18 protein-coding genes and 2 pseudogenes are annotated in these 19,797 nt (G+C 55.3%); 11 read left to right on the forward strand and 9 right to left on the reverse strand.

Features of this window, described 5'->3' with window-relative positions:
• Positions 1-43: 43 nt before the first annotated feature.
• Positions 44-955, reverse strand: coding sequence for a LysR substrate-binding domain-containing protein (locus tag ACI77D_RS22315; protein ID WP_025857480.1), 912 nt, complete (start codon positions 953-955; stop codon positions 44-46).
• A gap of 218 nt (positions 956-1,173) precedes the next feature.
• Here ACI77D_RS22315 and ACI77D_RS22320 point away from each other — a divergent pair, with 218 nt between their 5' ends.
• The 5 genes and pseudogenes from ACI77D_RS22320 to ACI77D_RS22340 form a co-directional block, all read left to right on the forward strand.
• A complete protein-coding gene (locus ACI77D_RS22320) occupies positions 1,174-2,589 on the forward strand; it encodes a purine-cytosine permease family protein (RefSeq protein ID WP_407017501.1) in 1,416 nt (471 codons plus the stop codon).
• Positions 2,590-2,872: 283 nt separating this feature from the next.
• A complete protein-coding gene (locus ACI77D_RS22325; protein ID WP_407017502.1) occupies positions 2,873-3,415 on the forward strand; it encodes a GrpB family protein in 543 nt (180 codons plus the stop codon).
• A 201-nt stretch (positions 3,416-3,616) separates the two neighbouring features.
• Entirely contained in the window at positions 3,617-4,672 is a 1,056-nt protein-coding gene (locus tag ACI77D_RS22330) for an NAD(P)-dependent oxidoreductase (protein WP_407017503.1), read from the forward strand.
• 27 nt (positions 4,673-4,699) lie between these two features.
• Positions 4,700-5,353: pseudogene (locus ACI77D_RS22335) on the forward strand (RraA family protein).
• Between the two features lie 38 nt (positions 5,354-5,391).
• Positions 5,392-5,958: pseudogene (locus ACI77D_RS22340) on the forward strand (cytosine permease); the annotation flags it as partial.
• Positions 5,959-6,300: 342 nt separating this feature from the next.
• On the opposite strand, the gene ACI77D_RS22345 reads toward ACI77D_RS22340, so the two are convergent.
• The 4 genes from ACI77D_RS22345 to ACI77D_RS22360 all read right to left on the reverse strand — a co-directional run bounded on the left by ACI77D_RS22345 (position 6,301) and on the right by ACI77D_RS22360 (position 11,564).
• A complete protein-coding gene (locus ACI77D_RS22345; protein ID WP_407017504.1) occupies positions 6,301-7,662 on the reverse strand; it encodes a hypothetical protein in 1,362 nt (453 codons plus the stop codon).
• 417 nt (positions 7,663-8,079) lie between these two features.
• Positions 8,080-10,200 carry an AAA family ATPase gene (locus ACI77D_RS22350; RefSeq protein ID WP_407017505.1) on the reverse strand — a complete coding sequence of 707 codons (2,121 nt, stop codon included), beginning with the start codon at positions 10,198-10,200 and terminating at the stop codon, positions 8,080-8,082.
• Between the two features lie 2 nt (positions 10,201-10,202).
• Positions 10,203-10,646, reverse strand: coding sequence for a hypothetical protein (locus ACI77D_RS22355; protein ID WP_407017506.1), 444 nt, complete (start codon positions 10,644-10,646; stop codon positions 10,203-10,205).
• 3 nt (positions 10,647-10,649) lie between these two features.
• Positions 10,650-11,564, reverse strand: a complete 915-nt coding sequence (locus tag ACI77D_RS22360; RefSeq protein ID WP_407017507.1) for a hypothetical protein — start codon at positions 11,562-11,564, stop codon at positions 10,650-10,652.
• Positions 11,565-12,355: 791 nt separating this feature from the next.
• On the opposite strand from ACI77D_RS22360, the gene ACI77D_RS22365 reads away from it, so the two are divergent.
• From ACI77D_RS22365 to ACI77D_RS22380, 4 genes are all read left to right on the forward strand, one after another.
• A complete protein-coding gene (locus ACI77D_RS22365) occupies positions 12,356-12,649 on the forward strand; it encodes a fructose-bisphosphate aldolase (RefSeq protein ID WP_407017508.1) in 294 nt (97 codons plus the stop codon).
• 233 nt (positions 12,650-12,882) lie between these two features.
• A complete protein-coding gene (locus tag ACI77D_RS22370) occupies positions 12,883-13,374 on the forward strand; it encodes a GNAT family N-acetyltransferase (protein ID WP_407017509.1) in 492 nt (163 codons plus the stop codon).
• 18 nt (positions 13,375-13,392) lie between these two features.
• Positions 13,393-13,818 carry a GNAT family N-acetyltransferase gene (locus ACI77D_RS22375; protein ID WP_407017510.1) on the forward strand — a complete coding sequence of 142 codons (426 nt, stop codon included), beginning with the start codon at positions 13,393-13,395 and terminating at the stop codon, positions 13,816-13,818.
• Positions 13,819-13,892: 74 nt separating this feature from the next.
• Positions 13,893-14,786 carry a helix-turn-helix domain-containing protein gene (locus ACI77D_RS22380; protein ID WP_407017511.1) on the forward strand — a complete coding sequence of 298 codons (894 nt, stop codon included), beginning with the start codon at positions 13,893-13,895 and terminating at the stop codon, positions 14,784-14,786.
• On the opposite strand, the gene ACI77D_RS22385 is transcribed toward ACI77D_RS22380, so the two are convergent.
• Together ACI77D_RS22385 and ACI77D_RS22390 are read right to left on the reverse strand one after the other, a co-directional pair.
• Positions 14,728-15,315 carry a LysE family translocator gene (locus ACI77D_RS22385; protein WP_407017512.1) on the reverse strand — a complete coding sequence of 196 codons (588 nt, stop codon included), beginning with the start codon at positions 15,313-15,315 and terminating at the stop codon, positions 14,728-14,730. The genes ACI77D_RS22380 and ACI77D_RS22385 overlap by 59 nt on opposite strands.
• A gap of 103 nt (positions 15,316-15,418) precedes the next feature.
• The gene (locus tag ACI77D_RS22390; RefSeq protein WP_221294458.1) at positions 15,419-15,850 is read right to left on the reverse strand and encodes a helix-turn-helix domain-containing protein; all 432 of its coding nucleotides are present in this window, start codon (positions 15,848-15,850) and stop codon (positions 15,419-15,421) included.
• A gap of 107 nt (positions 15,851-15,957) precedes the next feature.
• Between ACI77D_RS22390 and ACI77D_RS22395 the strand changes: the two genes are divergently transcribed.
• Complete coding sequence (locus ACI77D_RS22395; protein WP_128592242.1) at positions 15,958-16,656, forward strand: SDR family oxidoreductase; 699 nt, start codon at positions 15,958-15,960, stop codon at positions 16,654-16,656.
• A 77-nt stretch (positions 16,657-16,733) separates the two neighbouring features.
• Here the strand turns inward: ACI77D_RS22395 and ACI77D_RS22400 are convergent, their stop codons facing one another.
• Both ACI77D_RS22400 and ACI77D_RS22405 read right to left on the reverse strand, forming a co-directional pair.
• Positions 16,734-18,179: a mechanosensitive ion channel domain-containing protein gene (locus ACI77D_RS22400; RefSeq protein WP_407017513.1), complete on the reverse strand. Its 1,446-nt coding sequence runs from the start codon at positions 18,177-18,179 to the stop codon at positions 16,734-16,736.
• Positions 18,180-18,356: 177 nt separating this feature from the next.
• Complete coding sequence (locus ACI77D_RS22405) at positions 18,357-19,223, reverse strand: pirin family protein (protein ID WP_407017514.1); 867 nt, start codon at positions 19,221-19,223, stop codon at positions 18,357-18,359.
• A 385-nt stretch (positions 19,224-19,608) separates the two neighbouring features.
• On the opposite strand from ACI77D_RS22405, the gene ACI77D_RS22410 reads away from it, so the two are divergent.
• Positions 19,609-19,797 (forward strand): hypothetical protein (locus tag ACI77D_RS22410; protein WP_407017516.1); only part of this gene is annotated, 189 nt, incomplete at its 3' end.

A 19,797-nucleotide genomic window follows, 5' to 3' on the forward strand; every position in this document is an offset into this window, starting at 1 on the left:
TCCCACAGTTGATCTCTGTTGTTGATTAGAGAGCATTTCAGGTTCAGCCCAGCAGGCGTGCCAGTTCTTCGCGGCAGTAGTCGACGAATAGCTGCACCGGCTTGGTCAACGGTGCCCGCCGCAGCCACACCGCCGACAACCCCGAGCCCGTGACGGTCTCTGCCAACGGCACGCACACCACCTTCTGCCCATCGTAGGTGTATTCGGTAAAAGGCTTGGTCACCAAAATCGAAAAGCCAAACCCCCTGCCCACCATGCCCCGCACCATCTCGATGGACGGCGAGCTGAACACGATATTCGGGGTCAACCCGCGCTCTTCAAAGATGCTCACGAAGTAGGTCCGGCTCGGCAGCACATCCAGCAAAATCATCGGCTCCAGCACCAGGTCCGCCAGCGACACCTTGGCCTGCTGCGCAAAGCGATGATCCGCCGGCAGCAACGCGTACGGCTGCTGCGGCGGCATCAATGGCGTGGTTTCAATCGTGCCGCCCAGGTCATGCTCAAACAGCATCGCCACATCAATACTGCCCGCCGTCAGCGCCTGCACCAGTTCTTGCTGCTCGCCGTCGCGAATGCGGATTTCCACCCCAGGCCAACGCGCCTTGAAGCCGGCGATCAAGCGCGGCAAATACAACGGCGCCACCGTTTCAAAGCAGCCGATATCGATCTGCCCGGCCACCACATCATTGTCGGCCAGGGCGTTTTGCTCGAACTCATGCGCCACCCGCAACAACTCCAGCGCCTTGCGATAAAACCGCGCGCCGCTAGGTGTCAGCGACACACCCTGGGCGTGATGGCGGATAAACAGCTGCACGCCAAAACTGTCTTCCAACTGCTTGATCGCGGTAGAGACCGACGGCTGCGCGATATACAGCTTGCGCGAAGCCTCGGCGACGCTGCCGCACTCGGCCGTGGTGACAAAATATCTGAGCTGGCGCAGGTTATAGGCAGCCATCGGGACCTCCATAAACGCAGGACTTCGCCCGCAAAACACAGGTAGGCAACATACCGGAGCGTATCAAAGCGCGAGCTATATTTTTTAAGGTCTATAGCAACAAACTTACTAATTTACCTCCCCGCCACCATTGCAGATGATCACTCCAACAACAAAGCGCCGCGCAGGCGGCGCACAGCGAAGTACGTCAACGTACTCACCTTGCCTTGGAGCTCGTCATGGTTACCACTGCAACATCCTCCGCCCCGCTTATCGAAAAACACACGATTGGATACGTGCCCCCGGAAGATCGCCACGGAAAGGTAAGAGACCTGTTCACCCTGTGGTTTGGCGGCAACATCGCGCCATTGCCAATCGTCACCGGTGCGCTGGGTGTACAACTGTTCCACTTGAACCTGGTGTGGGGCATCGTCGCCATCCTCGTCGGCCACCTCGTCGGCGGCGTATTAATGGCGTTGCACTCAGCCCAAGGCCCCCAAATGGGCATCCCGCAAATGATCCAGAGCCGCGCCCAGTTCGGCTCCCTCGGCGCCCTGCTGGTGGTGGTGATTGCCGGCGTCATGTACATCGGCTTCTTCGCCTCCAACATCGTGCTGGCGGGTAAATCCCTGCACGGCGTGGTCGACAGCGTGCCCGTGCCGGTCGGCATCGTGATCGGCGCCATCGGTTCCGGAATCATCGGCATCATCGGCTACCGCTTCATCCACGTGCTCAACCGCATCGGCACCTGGGTGCTCGGCGCCGGCATCGTGCTGGGCTTCGGCTACATCTTTACCCACGTGCAGACCACTGACTTCCTGACCCGTGGCAGCTTCAACATCTCCGGTTGGCTGGCCACCGTGTCCCTCGCCGCGCTGTGGCAAATCGCCTTCGCGCCCTACGTGTCGGACTACTCCCGCTACCTGCCGGCCGACGTGCCCGTCGCTTCCACCTTCTGGACCACCTACCTGGGCTCCGCCCTCGGCTCCAGCCTGGCCTTCATCTTCGGCGCCGTCGCCGTCCTCGCCACCCCAGTGGGCATGGACACCATGGACGCCGTCAAACTCGCCACCGGCGCCATCGGCCCACTGATGCTGGTGCTGTTCCTGCTCAGCGTGATCAGCCACAACGCCCTCAACCTGTACGGCGCGGTGCTGTCGATCATCACCCTGGTGCAGACCTTCGCGTATCGCTGGATTCCGACGGCCAAAAGCCGCGCGGTGATCTCCATCCTCGTACTCGCCGCCTGCGCCATTGCAGCGGTGTTCGCCTCCAAAGACTTCATCGGCCACTTCGTCGACATGGTGCTGGTGTTGCTGGTGGTCCTGGTGCCGTGGACGGCGATCAACCTGATCGACTTTTATGCGATTCATAAGGGCAAGTACGACATTGCGTCGATCTTCCGGGTGGATGGCGGCATCTACGGCAAGTACAACCCACAGGCGCTGCTGGCGTATGCCATCGGGATTGCGGTGCAGATTCCGTTTATGAACACGCCGCTGTATGTGGGGCCGATTTCCGAACACATTAACGGGGCGGATTTGTCTTGGGTGGTGGGGTTGGTGGTGACGTCGCCGTTGTATTTTTGGCTGGCGAGTCGGGATAGTGCCTACAAACGCAGGATGGATGGGGGGAAGTTGGTGGGGGGGATTTGAGGCAGCTGCCTGAAGCGGTTTGAGATTGATTGAGGGGACCATCCATATCGTGGCTTTGCGGCTGGGGTGTGGCTGGTTTTTTTGTTTTTGGGGGCTAGGCTGTGGAATTGAATGCCCTCCGAAGACACATTTGCGTAAGCGTCCAGCCAAGACGCCCCCTCAAAATCACAATCAGTCGGGACTTTCGAAAAAGGTCTACCAACACAGTTGTCGCAGAGAAATTTCAAAATTTTTGAACCGAGGTTAATCTTCTGTCCCTTCGACTATGACGCAAGGAACGCTGATGGCCCTCACCAGTAAAATCTGTCCATACGACCCTCAGTGGCCGCTACTTTTTACCGCCGAAAACCGAAGAATCGCGGGGGGCTTCGGTGCTGAGCTTATCGGAACTCATCATATTGGTAGCACCGCCGTTCCGGGGCTTTCTGCCAAACCGGAAATCGACATCCTGGTTGTGGTGTCGGAGCATTTAAATGAAGTCGCTCGTAACAAGTTCATGCGAACATTGGGCTACGTGCGGGGATCAGATCTTTCCGCAGGGCACCACTTTTATCGTCGCGACGTTGATGGGGTGAGAACTCATAAAATACACGTGTGCGTTGCTGGTCATGAACAGATTGCACGAATGTTGTGTTTCCGCGACCTGTTGAGAAAAGACAGCACTGTCCGCGAGCAATATCAGGATTTGAAGCTGCAGCTCGAAGCTAACAACCGGGGCGGCATTGCTGAATATCTCGCGCATAAGGCGCCCTACATTGATGCCTTGATGAATATGCACCTAGAGGTCCCTCAGGGTCAGACCACCATTATTTTAACCGTGGTCTGACCCCAATTTCCGCCAAGAGCAATCCCGAGTTCATCCAGTGTTCATCGCTGAATGATTTCTACAGCGGGTTCCTCGCGGCCGTGAGTACCGATGCGGGTCTGGTCGATCCCGCAAGCGCGCACCATTTCACCTGGTGATTAACCCCGGTACCCAGGGCAACCTGGGTATCGGCAGGCGCTACCCTCCAAGAGGATCAACTGTATGGCATTTACCACCCTGATACTCGATGCCCCCGGGCCGCCGTTACTGTTTGAGGAAGTCGATCGCTTTCTTGAGCTGGGCCTGGTCGTCACCCTCAACCTGCACTATTTCGCCGACAAAGACCGCATCCGGCAGCACTACGCCACGCGCATTCACTATGCCGAGATCAACTGCCATGACGAGCCTGCCTTTATTGCCGCCGTGAATCAGGCCGGGGGTTATAGCGTGTTCAAGACGCGCCTGAACACCCCCTTCGGCGCCAGCCTGATCCGCGCCGCCACCTCGCCCGCGCTGGCCACACCCCTGCGCGCCATTGCCCAGGCCGGCACCGGGGTTAACCATATTGATCGGCTGGCGTGCGAGCAGTGTGGCGTGGCGATACTCAACACGCCGGGTTCCAACGCGGTCGCTGTTGCCGAATACGTCGTGGCCCAGGCGCTGTTTCTGTCTCGCGACCTGGATTACTACAACGCCAAAACGCACAACGGCCATTGGGCAAAAGGCAGCTTGGCACCTGCCCGCGAATACGCCGAACTGACGCTTGGGCTGGTGGGCACCGGCAGCATTGCCCGGCAGGTGGCGCGCAAGGCTGCGGCGCTGGGCATCAAGGTGATCGCCACCGGGTCCGAGCGCTTCACCGAACCGGTGGCGCGCAGCCTTGAGCTTGAACGACGAGCAAGCCTTGAACAGTTACTGGCCGAGGCGGACCTCGTCTCGATCCACGTACCGCTCACCCCACAGACCCGAGGTTTGTTCGGCACTGCCGAGTTCCAGCAGATGCGCCAGGGTTCAATCCTCATCAATACCGCTCGCGGCGGGATCGTTGACGAGCACCAGTTGGCAGCCTTCATGCGCCAGTTTCCCAGGCATATCAAAGCGGTCGCCATCGATACCTTTGCCCTGGAAAAAGACCGGTTCGACTCGCCACTGACCGGCATTCCCAACGCGCAACTGACGCCACATATCGCCGGCAATACCACCACGGCAATCAGGACGGCGTCCCGCCAGATCGTCGACAAGATCCACGCATTCAGTGCCGCTGCCAGCGCGCGTTAACCTACCGGACACAAGGAAGGCCACATCATGCAAACCTCTATTTTCACCCGTCTCAACGCCCTGAGTTGCACCGACCTCAGCGATGCGATGGACCGCCTGAAAATCGTTTGCCAGTGCACCGGCATCATGCCTCTGGACCGGTCCTTCAACCTCACAGGCAAAGCCTGGACCCTGCGCTACGGCCCTACTGGCCTGGACGGCGGCTCGGTGGGTGACTACATCGACGACCTTGAGGCCGGCCAGGTGGTAGTGATCGACAACCAGGCGCGGCTCGACAGCACCGTGTAGGGCGATTTGCTGACCTCTACCGCCGCCCGCAAGCAGTTGGCCGGGACGGTGATTGACGGTATCTGCCGCGATGTCGACCGTGCGCTGGCGCTTAACTACCCAATCTTTGCCCGGGGTAACTGGATGCGCACCGGCAAGGATCGCGTGCGTGTCGAAGCGATCCAGTCGCCCGTTACGCTGGGCGGCGTGCGGGTACAACCCGACGATTGGTTACGCGGCGACGGTGATGGCCTGGTAGTAATTCCGGCCGGTTCACTGAGCGAAGTGCTGGCGGTGGCCGAAGAAATCCACCAGGCCGAAGCGCATATTCGTGCGGCTATCGAGGCGGGCGTTCCTTTACGCAAAGCCCGCGCCGATTACGGCTACCACGCCTTGCAGACCCCGCGCCGCTGACGGGCCGACGACTGAAGCCGCAGCGGGTGCGGCTTCAGTTGATGCCGGTGCTGTTCCTGCTCAGCGTAATCAGCCACAACGCCCTCAACCTGTACGGCGCAGTGCTGTCGATCATCACCCTGGTGCAGACCTTCGCGTATCGCTGGATTCCGACCGCCAAAAGCCGCGCGGTGATCTCCATCCTCGTACTCGCCGCCTGCGCGATTGCAGTGGTGTTTGCCTCCAAAGACTTCATCGGCCACTTCGTCGACATGGTGCTGGTATTGCTGGTGGTCCTGGTGCCGTGGACGGCGATCAACCTGATCGACTTTTATGCGATTCATAAGGGCAAGTACGACATTGCGTCGATCTTCCGGGTGGATGGCGGGATTTATGGCAAGTACAACCCACAGGCGCTGCTGGCGTATGCCATCGGGATTGCGGTGCAGATTCCGTTTATGAACACGCCGCTGTATGTGGGGCCGATTTCCGAACACATTAACGGGGCGGATTTGTCTTGGGTGGTGGGGTTGGTGGTGACGTCGCCGTTGTATTTTTGGCTGGCTAGTCGGGATAGTGCCTACAAACGCAGGATGGATGGGGGGAAGTTGGTGGGTGGGGTTTGAGTGAACCGAATGTAGTGTTTTGAGAGTGATTGAGGGGACCATCCATATCGTGGCTTTGCGGCTGGGGTGTGGGTGGTTATTTGGGGTTAGGTTGCACGATTGATGCTGTGGGAATGTTCGTTTGCGTTGTGTCTGAATGGATAACTGAGGTGTTGAGGCCAACGATTACTCGGTTCGATCCAAGGGGGCCGTCGGAATGAATGGACAGCAGGTGCAAAGTGGCGGTCGAGTCGGCCTGTTTTCGGCAAAAACAGGCAACCAAGTCAGATGTAGAGCCGGTATCGCTAAAAACAGTAAAATGGCCCAAGCCGGATTTGAAAATTAATCAGTACACTCCCTCACTTATGAAAGAGAAGGCAAAAAAATTCTTGAGATTAAAGTGTAGCTTTTTTGCTGATTATCAATAATTTTCGAAACGGTATCATAGTAATAATGGGTGATTTCATAGCTATCGAATGCTTCAGAAGGAAGCTTATTTTCCGCATATGGATTATGATGAATTTGTAACCCATCAAGATGAGTCTCAAAGTGCTTTGAGCTGTCTATTAATTCAACTATCAACCCCCTTTCCTCGTGATATCGACCACATCTTACATGCCTAGACAATGAAGTCTGCGCTATTGCTTTCCCTATCGTAGCGGTGGTCGAAAATATTATAGCGCTTACCTCTTTATACTTGCTACTTGTAAACAACCCGAGTTCGAGAGGAATATTTCCACCCTTTAAAACCGTAGGTGTTTCTATTTCTAGAAAACCATTTCCCTTATCAATTCCCTGCTTATACAAAACTCTATTTATTGCTTCATTATTTTGCATGAAAAACATTGACTGCTCGAATGGCGCTAAAGCAATGACAAATGGATTGCCCTTGACATACTCAAACTTTGAGTATGTCTGGATGAACTTTTTATGTTTGCTATCGATGGCATTTAAAATTCTCACGCAAGCAAAATTCAAAAAGTCATCATCTTGTCTCAGTTCCTCGCCAAGCCACTCAGGAGAGGAGTTGTGAGCGTGATTTGCTGTTACTGCCTCGATGATTATAGATTCTCCATTTCGACTCTCCGCAACAAAATCAGGGCTGGCTTTAGAAAAATCAACGGTCATGCCCAAGTCTTTAAAGCATTGATACAGATAAATCTCCCAGAAAGATGAGTTAAATGTCGTTTGAAACTCATAATTAAATTTATTATCTCTATCTTCAAACCCACTTGACCAACGGAAAATTACATCACGAACAGGCTTATTCTCCTCTTTTAGCAAATATTTTATATGGGGATGGAGAAGACTTTCCTCACAAACTATAGGCTCGAAAATATTTAGTGGCTTTAATGCCACCCTTACTTCTTTGTCGATATAAAATCTACCGAGCCGGTAGTGGCGAATTATATATTCAACGATAGATATCCTCACCATGGCCGCCAGATCGCTACCCAATTGCTGCTCAATCGTACTTATTGCCTTTACTAAAAACTGTTGAGGCCCTGAACCGCCGTCAACATCCAGCCAACTACGGTCCATTGCCCCAACGTAGTCGACCTCCATAAAATAAAAGCTCTTAATTCGATCTCTAATAAAATCAATTCCACTTCTTGCTGCATCAAGCTCTTCAAGTACAAACTGCAAAGCGACTCTTTGACTATCGCTTTTCGACTCAATTATTTCTATAAGCATAGTCGCGGTAACATTTATAAAGTTCTGCATTTGTAGACTCCAAACAGTAACAACTTGAGGCTGTGCAAATCAGGCCACTGAGATTCTCTCCAATACCATTTACTCGCAGGCTTATCAAGCTTAAGTATAATATGGCTATAATTATATGAACAACTCATTCGGCATATATAAAATGCTGTCGTGACATGTTTTAACGCGCCTCTCAATGCACTTTTGTAGCTGCGGCAAACTCTATCTCTGAAATGCACGGACGAACTTTGCCAACGGGATGCGCGCAGGTATTGAAAGGTAACATCGTATCATTTGCCAGCAATGCAAGAATAATGGAATCAGACTAGGATAAAAAATCACTAAACCATTGTCTGACACCAATTATGCTTGGGCCATTTCCAACTCCGAAGACATTTTCACCTTAGGTTTAAATTTTTCTACGGAGCCAACGGCAAATCAGTTGATCGGCAAAATCGACTTATCCCCAAGCTGAATAAGCTTGAACTCAACGTTAGAGGTTGCTTCTCTATATGTGGCCTCACTGTCATCAAACGAAGCTGCAACGATACTTTGCAGCCCACTCTCAGACGATAAAAGCTGGAAGAGTGCCTGTTGGCTTTTGGTCGCCATCGAGTGCTGCCCAGGTTCGTCCAACAACAGGAAACCCAAGTGATTACCATTGACTGTTTCGTGGGAGGACGTTTGATAAATGGAAAGCAAGTAACTCCAGATCAGACGAACAAAATCGCTCGCGCTAGACTCCCTAGCAATATTACCTTTACCTTTAGGGTAGTCATCGCTTTTTCCAATGCTTGAAGTTGAGGACAAGTCGAGGGCTGCGGAATTAAATGGTTGCCTTTGACCGTTGATTTCCCTGAGTTCAATCTTAGCGAGGTATGGGAGGAGATTCTCTCTGTTAAACTCGATATCCTCGATTGCCGCACTGTGATAGTCGAATGCACTAATATTGGCCCGGAACATTCTTTCGAAGAGGGAGTATTTAGCCAGGTCAGCAGGCGAGTAGTGATCTACCGGGATGATCCCCCGAACTTTTTGATTATCGAGGAAGCGTTGTGACAGTGAGCTGAGAGCATCGAGCGCCCGATCAGAACTTTCTTCAAATTTAGTAAGCTCTTCTAGCTCCATCTCTATATGTACTTGCAGCCTAATCCCCGATTTGGAAACAGATGAGTTGGAGTTCAGGTCGGACCGTAGTGCCCTGAGCGCTGACTTCGTAGTCGACAGAACTCTTGACAGTTGATCTTTTAGAGCCTCAGACTCTTTGATGGACTGCTCAATTCCACCCTTTTCTCTTTCAAGCATTCGCAATTGAGCAGACAAGTAGTCTATGTTGGTGTCGATATCCATATATGGGGTACTCTCATGCAGGTCTACAAGAGAGTTGCCAATAGATTGATGGCAGGCTGGACAAGAGTTGTTTACAGTTGACAGGCTGATCGATGCGCCGAACTTAATCAGCTTCTGTGCAGCATGATTCTTGGTCAGTTCATCTCTGGCCTGTCGAGTGTTAAGCTTGTTGCTGTTTAGATTGACGCGCGATAGCGCGAGGTCGCCCAAGCAGGTTTCATAAGCAACTGTGAAACGCTCAAGCTCATTAGTATGTATTTCAATTGCCTGAGTAATCTCCTGTGTTGGCGTCTCACTCTGGCTAGAGAGCTTCAAACCAATAACTTGATGCTCACTTATTTTACGCTGCCTGTATTCCAAGATACTCTCTGTTACACCCTGAGAGACCTTTTGAAAGCTGACTAGCTCTGAGTTAAAATCTGGTACTGGTGTTTTCGATACATTGGAAAATTTGAAACCCTGTTTGAGGGTCTCACCCAAAAGTGTTCGGTAAGTGATTTGCCATTCATCATAAATCTGCTTGGACTCTTGATCCAAAATATCGCGTTTGGCATCCGTTTCAAATACATCGGTGCCAACCAAGAAATCAACGATCTTGATGCGTGCATCTCGCACACCGAAATATGGAAGGTTTGCAATGTAGTCGGTCCATCCACGTTTCTGTTCGATGACCATGGCTGCGAAGATATATTGCAAATAAAGCTTTGCCGGTTTGTTGTTCGTCCGCGGTACGAGGGGCAGTTGCAAGTCGAGAAATTGCTCAAAATATCTAAAAAATCCTTCTTCGATCTGAGCGCTGTTTGCGTCATGTATAAACTTATAGAGGGTGGGTGCCGATTCACCCTTGGTAAGCCCTGAGCATTCCTGGATTCGCACGAGCTTTGTACTGAGCCCGTTCTCTCTAACGCTACGCCTTGCAGTAATGGTCTTGCCGTTGCTCTCGATTTCAATCGTAACCCTGGAGGTCTGGATTTGATGCTTAAGTCCTTCATGCTCCAGATAATCCTTCAAGGCATATGTGAGTGCATTCTCATTCTGTGCCCCCAATAATTCCTCCATACCTATGGCATACATAATCGCATGTACGATTGTACTCTTGCCGGCTGAATTTCGACCGCGAATGATGTTCAGGTTACGATTGAATTCTGTATAAAATCCAAACGGTCCGCTATCCGTATGAATGTCGATATGGATTGCTTTGATGTACATCTCTATTCCCATCCCTTGGATACGGTACTCACCATATCTTCCGTAATTTTTTTCCCAATTAGCTTCAATGCCGCTTTTTCTTCGTAGAGTACGGACTCATCCGCGATTATCAGCTCCACATAGGACTTACCAGAAGGGGTTAGCTCAAACCCTGTCGTAGTTGGCGCTATCAATTTCTCACTGAACGCAAGATTAAGTGCGATTGCCATCGCAGGATCGAAACCCCAGATCGGAAGTTGTAATTGACCTTGCTGAGCACCAACTGTTAGTGACCGGGTACGCTCGGGTGTCTTGAGCGCCCAATTCAATAGATGAATTTTAGGAAGGCTGGATCTACCGCCACGTCCAGACAGATGTAGAATGAGAAGTGCCTGGGAAATTTTGTATATAGGGCGGAGCTCCGAGAGCACCGGAATGGGCCGCCTTATAAATTTAAGCTGAGCCATTATTTACTCGTTGAAGTCCAGTTCGCAGATCGCAAGCCATCGCGCGACAGTCCTACGCACCACATCACTTGCCATGGACTTGTCTATATTGAGATGGCGATCAGTAGTCAGGTATTCCATCAACCTGTCCTTTACCATTGCTGTGAGTTCCTCGGGCGTTGCTTCTGACGTAAGCCCCCACTCCAATACGTCTTGCTCAAAAGTATTAACTATTCGAGCGACGTTCACATACGTTTGGGGCGAACGGTCATACAACGATTGAAAGTATGTATCATGATCAAGGAAATTGTTAGTTGTCAACTTAATCAAGTTTTCAATTTTTTGAGCAGGTCTGCCCGGCATACGTAGGCGACACTTCCTTTCCAAATTTTCATCATACGGCTCAGGGCTAATGCTTACTCTTGGCAACGATTCTGTTGGCGAACCCAAACATGGAGGCAGACCTTCTGATGTACGCAAGAGATTGAATTCTTTTATATAGAACTCATGATCATGGAGCAAAATCGTGAATTCTTCATCGAGATGAGGAAGACTCCACCCCCTGACTTCTGTCTGTTTAACCTGAGTGTAGGAGTGCAGCTTGTTTCTGCTGATTTCGGGAGTAACAAAACACCAATTTCTAATCTTTGTACCACCGAGAATCTTCTGTAGTTCATCAGAATAATCTCTGAGTTTCTTCAGATCGTCGTTGATTTTTGTACGCTGCTTATCATAGAGTTCATCCTGATGATAAAGCCTTTCTGGGCAATAACACTGAAACGCATATCCTGTATGTTTCGTATATCCCTCAATTCCAAAATCACCAGGCGAGGCAGGTATATGTTGATATCCATCACCGCCATGCTTAAGTTTAAATGCAAGCTGACACTGTGCTTCCCAAGTTGTACCTGTGAATTTGCCAACGGGTGTAGTGATCACTGCATGCCTGCCTTGTGAATACTCATCGGGAGGCGATGCTCATCGTATCCTTCCGAAATCTATAGGTGCCGGTTGGGCGTCATCTGTTTTGCTTCACGTGGCCTTGCGACCTCGGATATTTTAGAAACTATCAAAACGCTATCAGTAGGTCTAGCAGGAACCGACAATTTGGATTCGATAAATGCATAAACTGTTTATCTATACAGCCTAGGCTGGCCTAGCTGTAGGAAATATCCGGCAGATTTTTGGCAAACCGTACTTTTTTACGCAGTAGCAGCAACTGGCAGTTTGCTGCTGTTCACGTTAGAAAGCTCTTGGCTATTTTCGTCCCGTTGGGCTAGAAATCAATTGGCCACTTTCTGCCAATCATGTCCGCAACTTTACTGGAAAACCCCGATGCAAAACGACTGACCAAGTCGAACGCAAATGGATGAGCAGGTTTGTGAATCTAGCCAAAATATCCTGATCGATGGATAGGAAAAGTCAGTAGAGAGGGTTGATACAACCCTCTCAGTTGCGCCTTGGCTAACGGCACCTTATAGTTCGCCCCGTCGCCAACCTCGGTCAGCGACCGGGTTTCGCAGCCCTACCAAAATAGAATCAACCTGCACAGTCATCAGACCCTCAGGCGGAGTCCGCCTGCGTCTTGTTTATGGCGGCTGTGCGTGGGAGACCTTCGGGTCTGCCGGGGGTGATTCTTCCTGGTCTGCGAACCCGCGCACAGTTGCCACCCAGACTGTTTCGCAGCAGCAAGGTGGCAGTTCTTTTTACTCAAAATAGAATCGAACCTTATGACTACTCAACACCCGCCCCGCCGCTTCACCCCCATGTCCCAAACCGCAACCGAATACCCTGTCCTCCTCATCGACAGCGACGCTCCGCTCAGCGAGCTTCACGCTTGCGCCAGCGAACGTCTCAACGCCGCCCTCGCCTACCTGCATCTGATGGCGTGCTCCAATGTGTCCGACTATGCCGAGCACGACATCAATACCGTCGCCAATACCGCTCGGATCATGGTGCAGGATGTGGCGGATGTGTTTACGGTGATGGAGCGGCGGGGGTTTGATGTGGCTGCTGTGAGTTGATGTGATGTGAGCTGTGTGGAAACCCGCTTTGGCGGGTTTTCTGGTTTTTGGTGAACTTAAACAGGCGTACTGATCCGGCTTTGATAGTGCCTGTACCGCCGCCTTCGCAGCCTCGCGGGGGCTCGACAGCTCCCACCGTTTGATCTTTGTTCGACGCTGCCGGTGCGGCGATGGCGAGTGTTTGGGCGTGCCGCTATGATGTGGCCTTTCGTTTAACGCCCCAGGAAACGCCCATGCCCGCCCTCACCTTCCGCAATGCCGTCCCCGCCGATGCCGCGCGTTGCTTTGACATCGAAATCAGCGCTTACGAAGGCGATGAAGCCGCGACGCTGGAAAAGATCGCCACGCGTATCGCGCAGTACCCCGAGGGCTTTTTGATTCTGGAGGCGGATGGCGCAGTGGTGGGTTTTATCAACTGTGGCTGCGCCCATCAGGTGGTGATGTCGGATGAGGCGTTCAAGGAGTTGGTGGGGCATTCGGCCGAGGCGCCGAATGTGGTGATTATGTCGGTGGTGGTTGACCCGGCGCAGCAGGGCAATGGCTATTCCAGGCTGCTGATGACTGAGTTTGTGCAGCACATGCGGGCGATGGGCAAGCAGACGATTCACTTGATGTGCAAGGAGCAACATGTGCCGTTGTACACGCGCATGGGCTACACCTATGTGCAGCCTTCGCCGTCGGAACATGGCGGGATGGCGTGGCATGAGATGGTGATGGCGCTCTAACCCAGGAAGCGTTCCGTGATGACTGCACCGCACATTGAAATCAGCGACCAACCCCACCCCGACGCCGAGCATTTGCTCGGCAACGGCCTGGCTGCGTTCAATGAAGCCATCACTGGTTCCAACGATCGCCTGCCGCTGACGGTGCTGCTCAAAGACCCTGACACCCGGCAGATTCTCGGCGGCATCACCGGCAAAACTTCCCTGGGCATGGCCTTCCTCGACCTGTTCCACCTGCCCGACTCCCTGCGCGGTTCGGGACTGGGCAGCCAATTGCTGCATGCCTTTGAAGACGAGGCGCGGCGGCGCGGTTGCCGCAACGCGGTGCTGTACACCCTGAGCTTTCAGGCGCCGGGGTTTTATGAGAAACACGGCTGGGTGCGGTTTGGCGAAATACCCTGTGAACCGCAAGGCAGCAGCCGGGTGTTTTTGTCTAAAGCGCTTTGATCAACGGCCATGGCGATGCAGCACGCGGCTGTGTAATGATCCCTGCTCGTTCCTCAAGGGATGGGGCCACCGCCATGACGCTGAACACCTCCGCTCACCCCGCGCAAGCGCCGCGCTTCTGGCGTGACGAGCGCTTGCCGTTCATTGAGGCGCGCACCATCGCCGACGGGCGCAAGGTGACGTATACCCGCCACTCCCACGAGCATTTTTCCATCGGCGCGATTACCACCGGGCGCAGTTATTACCACTACGGCGCGCAGACGTTTGAGATCAGCGCCGGCACGGTGGTGTTGATGAACCCCGGCGATGTGCATGCGTGCAACCCGATCTACGATCAGCCCTGGTCGTATCACATGCTGTACCTCGACACGCCTTGGCTGACCGACCTGCAATACCAGCTGGGTTTCAGCACCGACCAGGGTTATCGGCCTTTCAACACACCGCACACGCGCGATACCGTGTTGTACAACGGCTTGATCGAACTCTACGCACTCCTGTTGGATGAGCAGGCCGAGTTGCTGCAAAAGCAGAGCGCGCTGGTGAGTTATTTCACCGAGGTGCAGCAGCGTTTGAACCCTTCGCTGACGCCGGTGCGGGAGGTCAACCACAAGCTGGAGCGCGCCGCCGAGTACATCCGCGCGCACTGCACCGAGGCGTTGAAGCTGGAAGATATTTGCCTGGCGGCCGAGCTGTCGCCGTCGTACCTGATCCGCGCGTTCAAGCAGTATTACGGGCTCACGCCCCATGCGTTTCTGGTGAACCGGCGCATTCAGTTTGCCCGCACCCAGTTGCGCAACGGCGCATTGATCGCGGACGTGGCGCTGGCCGCCGGTTTTGCCGACCAGGCGCATTTCCAACGCACCTTCAAACAGCATTTCGCCGCCACGCCCGGGCAGTACCGCGACTTGCTCAAGCCATCAGCAAATAACCCACACTGGCCACCAGCAACGCGGCCATTGAGCGGTTGAACAGGCGTACGCCGTGCGGGTTGCTCAGGTAGCGCCGCAGGAAGGTGCCGGCATACGCCCAGCACGCCACCGACAGGTAGCAGATCACCAGGTACAGCGCCGCGAACAGCCAGACTTGGCGCGCATCGCCATCGGCCACAAACAAACCCATGCCCGCCACGCAGGCCAGCCACGCTTTGGGGTTGAGCCATTGCATGATTGCGCCGTAGAGCATCGACGGCGCAGTAGCGGTGCCCTCGGCGTCGAGCCGGCCATCGTCGACCGCGAGTTTCCAGGCCATGTACAGCAAAAAGGCCACCCCGCCCCACTGGATCAACTGGGTGAGGAGCGGCCAGCGCACCAGCACTTCATGCAGGCCCAGGCCGATCAGCACCAACAGCAGGGTGAAGCCGACGGCGGCGCCGACTACGTGTTTCTGGCTGGCGGCAAAGCCGAAGCGCGCGCCGGCGCTGAGCGCGACCACATTGACCGGGCCGGGTGTGATGGAGGTGGCCAGGGCGAAGGCCGCCATGGAAATGATCAGGCTCATTGCAGTTCCTTTTTATGATGCCGCGTGAAGATGGCATCACGGTAAAGGGCTGAGCACGTGGGGTATTGAAGAAAATGCCCCTGGGTCCGTGGGCGCGTTCAGTTCAGGCGGGTAGCTGGGTGAAGATGTCTTCGAGGCCCAGCACGCGGCCGTCTTCGGACAGGATCTCGACTTTGCGCAGCGGCTTGAGCGCCTGCGCATCCAGCAAGCGGGTGCTGCCAGCCGCCGGCTCGGTGAAGGCTTCACCCCATTGGGCCAGGGTGACGAGTACCGGCATCAGCGCGCGGCCTTTGTCGGTGAGTTGATATTCACTGCGCGCGCCGATTTCGCTGGTTTGCAGCAGGCCTTGCTCGACCATGTCCTTGAGGCGGGTGGCGAGGATGTTTTTCGCCACACCGAGGTTCTTCTGGAAATCACCGAAGCGCGTCACCCCGGCGTACGCGTCGCGAATGATCAACAGGGTCCACCAGTCGCCCACCACATCGAGCGCACGAGCAACCGGGCAGCAGTCGCCTTCCAGGCATTTGCGTTTCATCGTCGAGCCTCCCGGCAGTCAGAAATATTAGGTTGCATTATAGGACCAACAGGCTCAGGATAAAAACGGTTTCATCATTAAACCTAATTCGTCGCCTGGAGTTCGTCATGGATATTCGTGGAAAAGTCGTACTGGTTACCGGCGCCAACCGTGGCCTGGGCAAAGCATTCGTCACCGCGCTGCTGGCAGCGGGCGCCGCCAAGGTTTACGCCGGGGCGCGGGACCCGGCCAGTGTCGATATTCCCGGCAGCACGCCGGTTGCGCTGGACATTACCGACCCGGCCAGCGTGCAGCGCGCCGCCGAGCAGTGCAGCGATGTGAGTGTGCTGATCAACAACGCGGGCTGGCTCAAATACGGCTCGTTGCTGGCCGAAGACAGTGTCGAGAACCTGCAGCAGCACTTCGACGTGAACACCTTCGGCACCCTGCGCGTGAGCCGCGCCTTCGCGCCGATCCTGGCCAGGCAGGGTGGCGGCGCGCTGATCAATATCCTCTCGGTATTGAGCTGGCTGAGCCCGCCCGGCGCCGGCGGCTACAGCACTTCGAAGTCCGCCCAGTGGGGCCTGACCAACGGCCTGCGCGGCGAGCTGCGCGAACAGAACACCCTGGTTATCGGCGTGCACCCGGCCTACATCGATACCGACATGGTCGCCGATGTGCAGGCACCAAAAAGCACGCCTCAGGAAGTGGTCGCCATCACCCTCAAAGCCCTGAGCGAAGACCGCGAGGAAGCACTGATTACCGACATGACCCATGCGGTAAAAGCCTCACTGTCCACCGACAGCCCGGTTTACCTCACTCAGTGATCAACGAAAAGTGCGCGCCCACCCCGGCGCGCACGCCGCTGATCTGCACAATTTGCGGGCTTTGCAGCAATGCCCCGCTACAGCCCGCGATTACGCAGCCACTGCAAAAAGCCTTTCTTGACCGGCACCACCGGCGCCTCCTGGGTCAAGGCCTGCGCCGTGTGCACACGGAAATCCAGCAGCGCCTTCATTGCTTCGCTGATGTCATGTCGCGCATCCAGGCAAGGTTTGAGGTATTCCCTCTCGATGCGATACAGCGTGCAGAAGGTCTTGGCCGAGAAGTCCGCCAGCGTCGCCTGATCCGACAAAATCCCCGCCTCGCCAATCACCTCGCCCGGCCCCATGCGACCGGCTTCGAACTTGTGGCCAGCCTTGACCAACATCACCGAGACCACGCCGGATTCGATAATAAACAAATGGTCGCTGACCTCCCCCGCCGGCAAGATCATCTCGCCGGCGCGGTAGGTGTGCTGGGTCATGTTCTGGCTGAAGGTGTCCTTCTCTTCCTGGCGCAGGGTGGAGAAAATCGACGAACGCTCCAGCAAGGCCCGCGCGGCAGACATCGCCGGTGGCGCGCTGCTTTCGGTGGCGGACAACAGGCCTACGCCCGCCGCTTGCAGGTGCCGGAACGCCAGGTCGTAAAGCTGGTTGCGCACTTCGCGCTTGAGGGTCATGGCCGGCACAAACCCGCTGATTTCATATTCGACGCCGCCACTGGCCGACGTCTTGAACGCCACGCTCGGCGCGGGCTTGGCCAGCAGCGACCGGCAACCTTGCATCGCGCGCTCCAGCGCCTCGATCACGGTTTGCGGGCGCGCATGGGGGCTGACTTGCAGGCTGACCGCCAGGCCGAACATGTCCGCCGGGCGTGAGAAATTGATGATCTTGGCTTTGGCCGCCAGCGAGTTGGGGATCACCGCCATGCTGCCCTGGGAGGTTTGCAGGCGTGTGGCGCGCCAGTCGATATCCGTGACGCGGCCTTCGGTGCCATCGATGGAAATCCAGTCATCCAGTTGGTAGGGCTTGGTGGTATTGAGGACGATCCCGGAAAACACATCGCTCAAGGTGCTTTGCAGCGCCAGGCCGACGATGATCGCCACGGCGCCGGAGGTGGCGAGCACGCCTTTGACCGGTAGGTCGAGCACGTAGGCCATGGCGGCGATGATCGCGATCAGGAAAATCACCGCGCCCAACAGGTCCTGCAACAATCGCCCGCCATGCCCGACCCGATTCATCATCACCGTGCCGAGCAACACCGTGAGGGTGCGCGCGGCGAACAGCCACCAGCCGATCTGCAGCGCAGTGGCCGCCAGGTGCAAGGCGGTGTTGTCGGCGTAGGGCGCGAGTTGCATGGGGTTCATGCCGTCGTTGAACAGCACGGCGCTGTAAACGGCAAAAATCGCCAAGCGCGCCGCGAGTTTCCAATTGGCGAGGTTGGCGGAAATAAGACGCCACACGGCGATGTCGATAAAGATCAGCGCCACGGCGCACAACATCGGGTGATCAGCGATAAATGAGGGCATCCAGGCGACTCCAGGGCGAATGCCCAGAAGATCGCATGAATTGAAGGCGTCGGGTATAGCGCAGAACAAAATGTGGGAGCTGGCTTGCCTGCGATAGCATCACCTCGGTGCAACGGATACACCTAGGTGCCTGCATCGCAGGCAAGCCAGCTCCCACAGGGGTATTGCGCCAGGCAATCAGCCCGCCATCTGCCCGAAACGCCCCGACTGGAAGTCGGCAAACGCCTGGTGGATTTCCTGCTCGGTGTTCATCACGAACGGGCCGTGACCGACGATAGGCTCGTCAATCGGCTCGCCACTGAGCAGCAACACTTTGGCGTCATCGTTGGCCTCCAGCGTCAGCTGAGCACCATCGCGCTCGAACAACGCCAATTGCCCTTGGCGCGCCACCTCTTCGCCATTGACCAGCACCGTGCCGCGCAGAATAACCAGCGCAGTATTACGCCCGGCGTGCAGGTCCAGCGTCACCGTTTTACCGGCATTAAGGCGCAGGTCCCACACGTCAATCGGCGTGAAGGTACGCGCAGGCCCTTGAGTACCGGCGAACTCACCGGCAATCAGGCGCAGTTGCCCGGCGTCGTTGGCCAGCGGCAGCACGGGGATATCACCGTCGACGATGGTCTGGTAACCGGCGTCGGCCATTTTGTCCTTGGCCGGCAGGTTGACCCACAGTTGCACCATCTCCAGCGCCCCGCCGCTGCGGGCAAAGGCTTCGGAATGGAACTCTTCATGGATGATGCCTTTCGCGGCGGTCATCCATTGCACATCGCCGGGGCCGATCTTGCCACCGGCGCCGGTGGAATCACGGTGCTCGACTTCGCCGTCATACACGATGGTCACGGTTTCAAAACCGCGATGCGGGTGTTGGCCGACGCCGCGACGTTGATCGGTGGGCGTGAAATCGGCGGGGCCAGCGTGGTCCAGCAACAGGAATGGGCTGATGTGCTTGCCCATCGAGTCGTAGGAAAACAGCGTGCGCACCGGGAAGCCATCGCCGACCCAATGGGCGCGGGGGCTGGTGTAGATGCCGATGAGTTTTTTCATGGTGTACCTCCAAAGTACGACCACCATAAGGCTGCTGGCGTTTGAGCACTAGCCGGCAAACGCGGCCTTATTCGTTCTATGTATAGGACAGTGCTTTGTCCGGGGGCTGGCGCCGAAGCCTTGCAGTATGCGGGCGGCAATGCCTTGGCTGAAAGCGTTGACCCGCCGCGCTGTGCCGCCTGGTGCTTGGGCGGAAGAGGACAAAAGCCGTTGAAACTTCCCACGTAACAGCCGGACAAGCTCTACAGATCTCTCCTTAAAACCTCTGCAAAGTCCTTCGCCTGATCACACAGTGCGAGGGATTGCAGATGGTTTTTTTCGTTAAAGCCCAGGTTTTTGGGGCTGTCGCTTGAACCCGGCCATTGGCAGGCTGGCCCTGGCCCCAATGGATGCAAAGACGGTCGATGTCGAAACCGTCTTGCGCGACTTTAGAGAGTGCCTGAACACCTTTGACGACTGGGCTTCGAGCTTCTGGAGCTTTTCGGCGCTGGATGTCGAGCAGGTATTCAAGGTCGGCGACGAGGTGGCGCTGGTCGCGCCCATCAACCGCTCCATTTTTCCCAGCAGCACCGTC

The organism is Pseudomonas sp. O39 (assembly GCF_045447295.1).
GTDB lineage: Bacteria > Pseudomonadota > Gammaproteobacteria > Pseudomonadales > Pseudomonadaceae > Aquipseudomonas > Aquipseudomonas antarctica_A.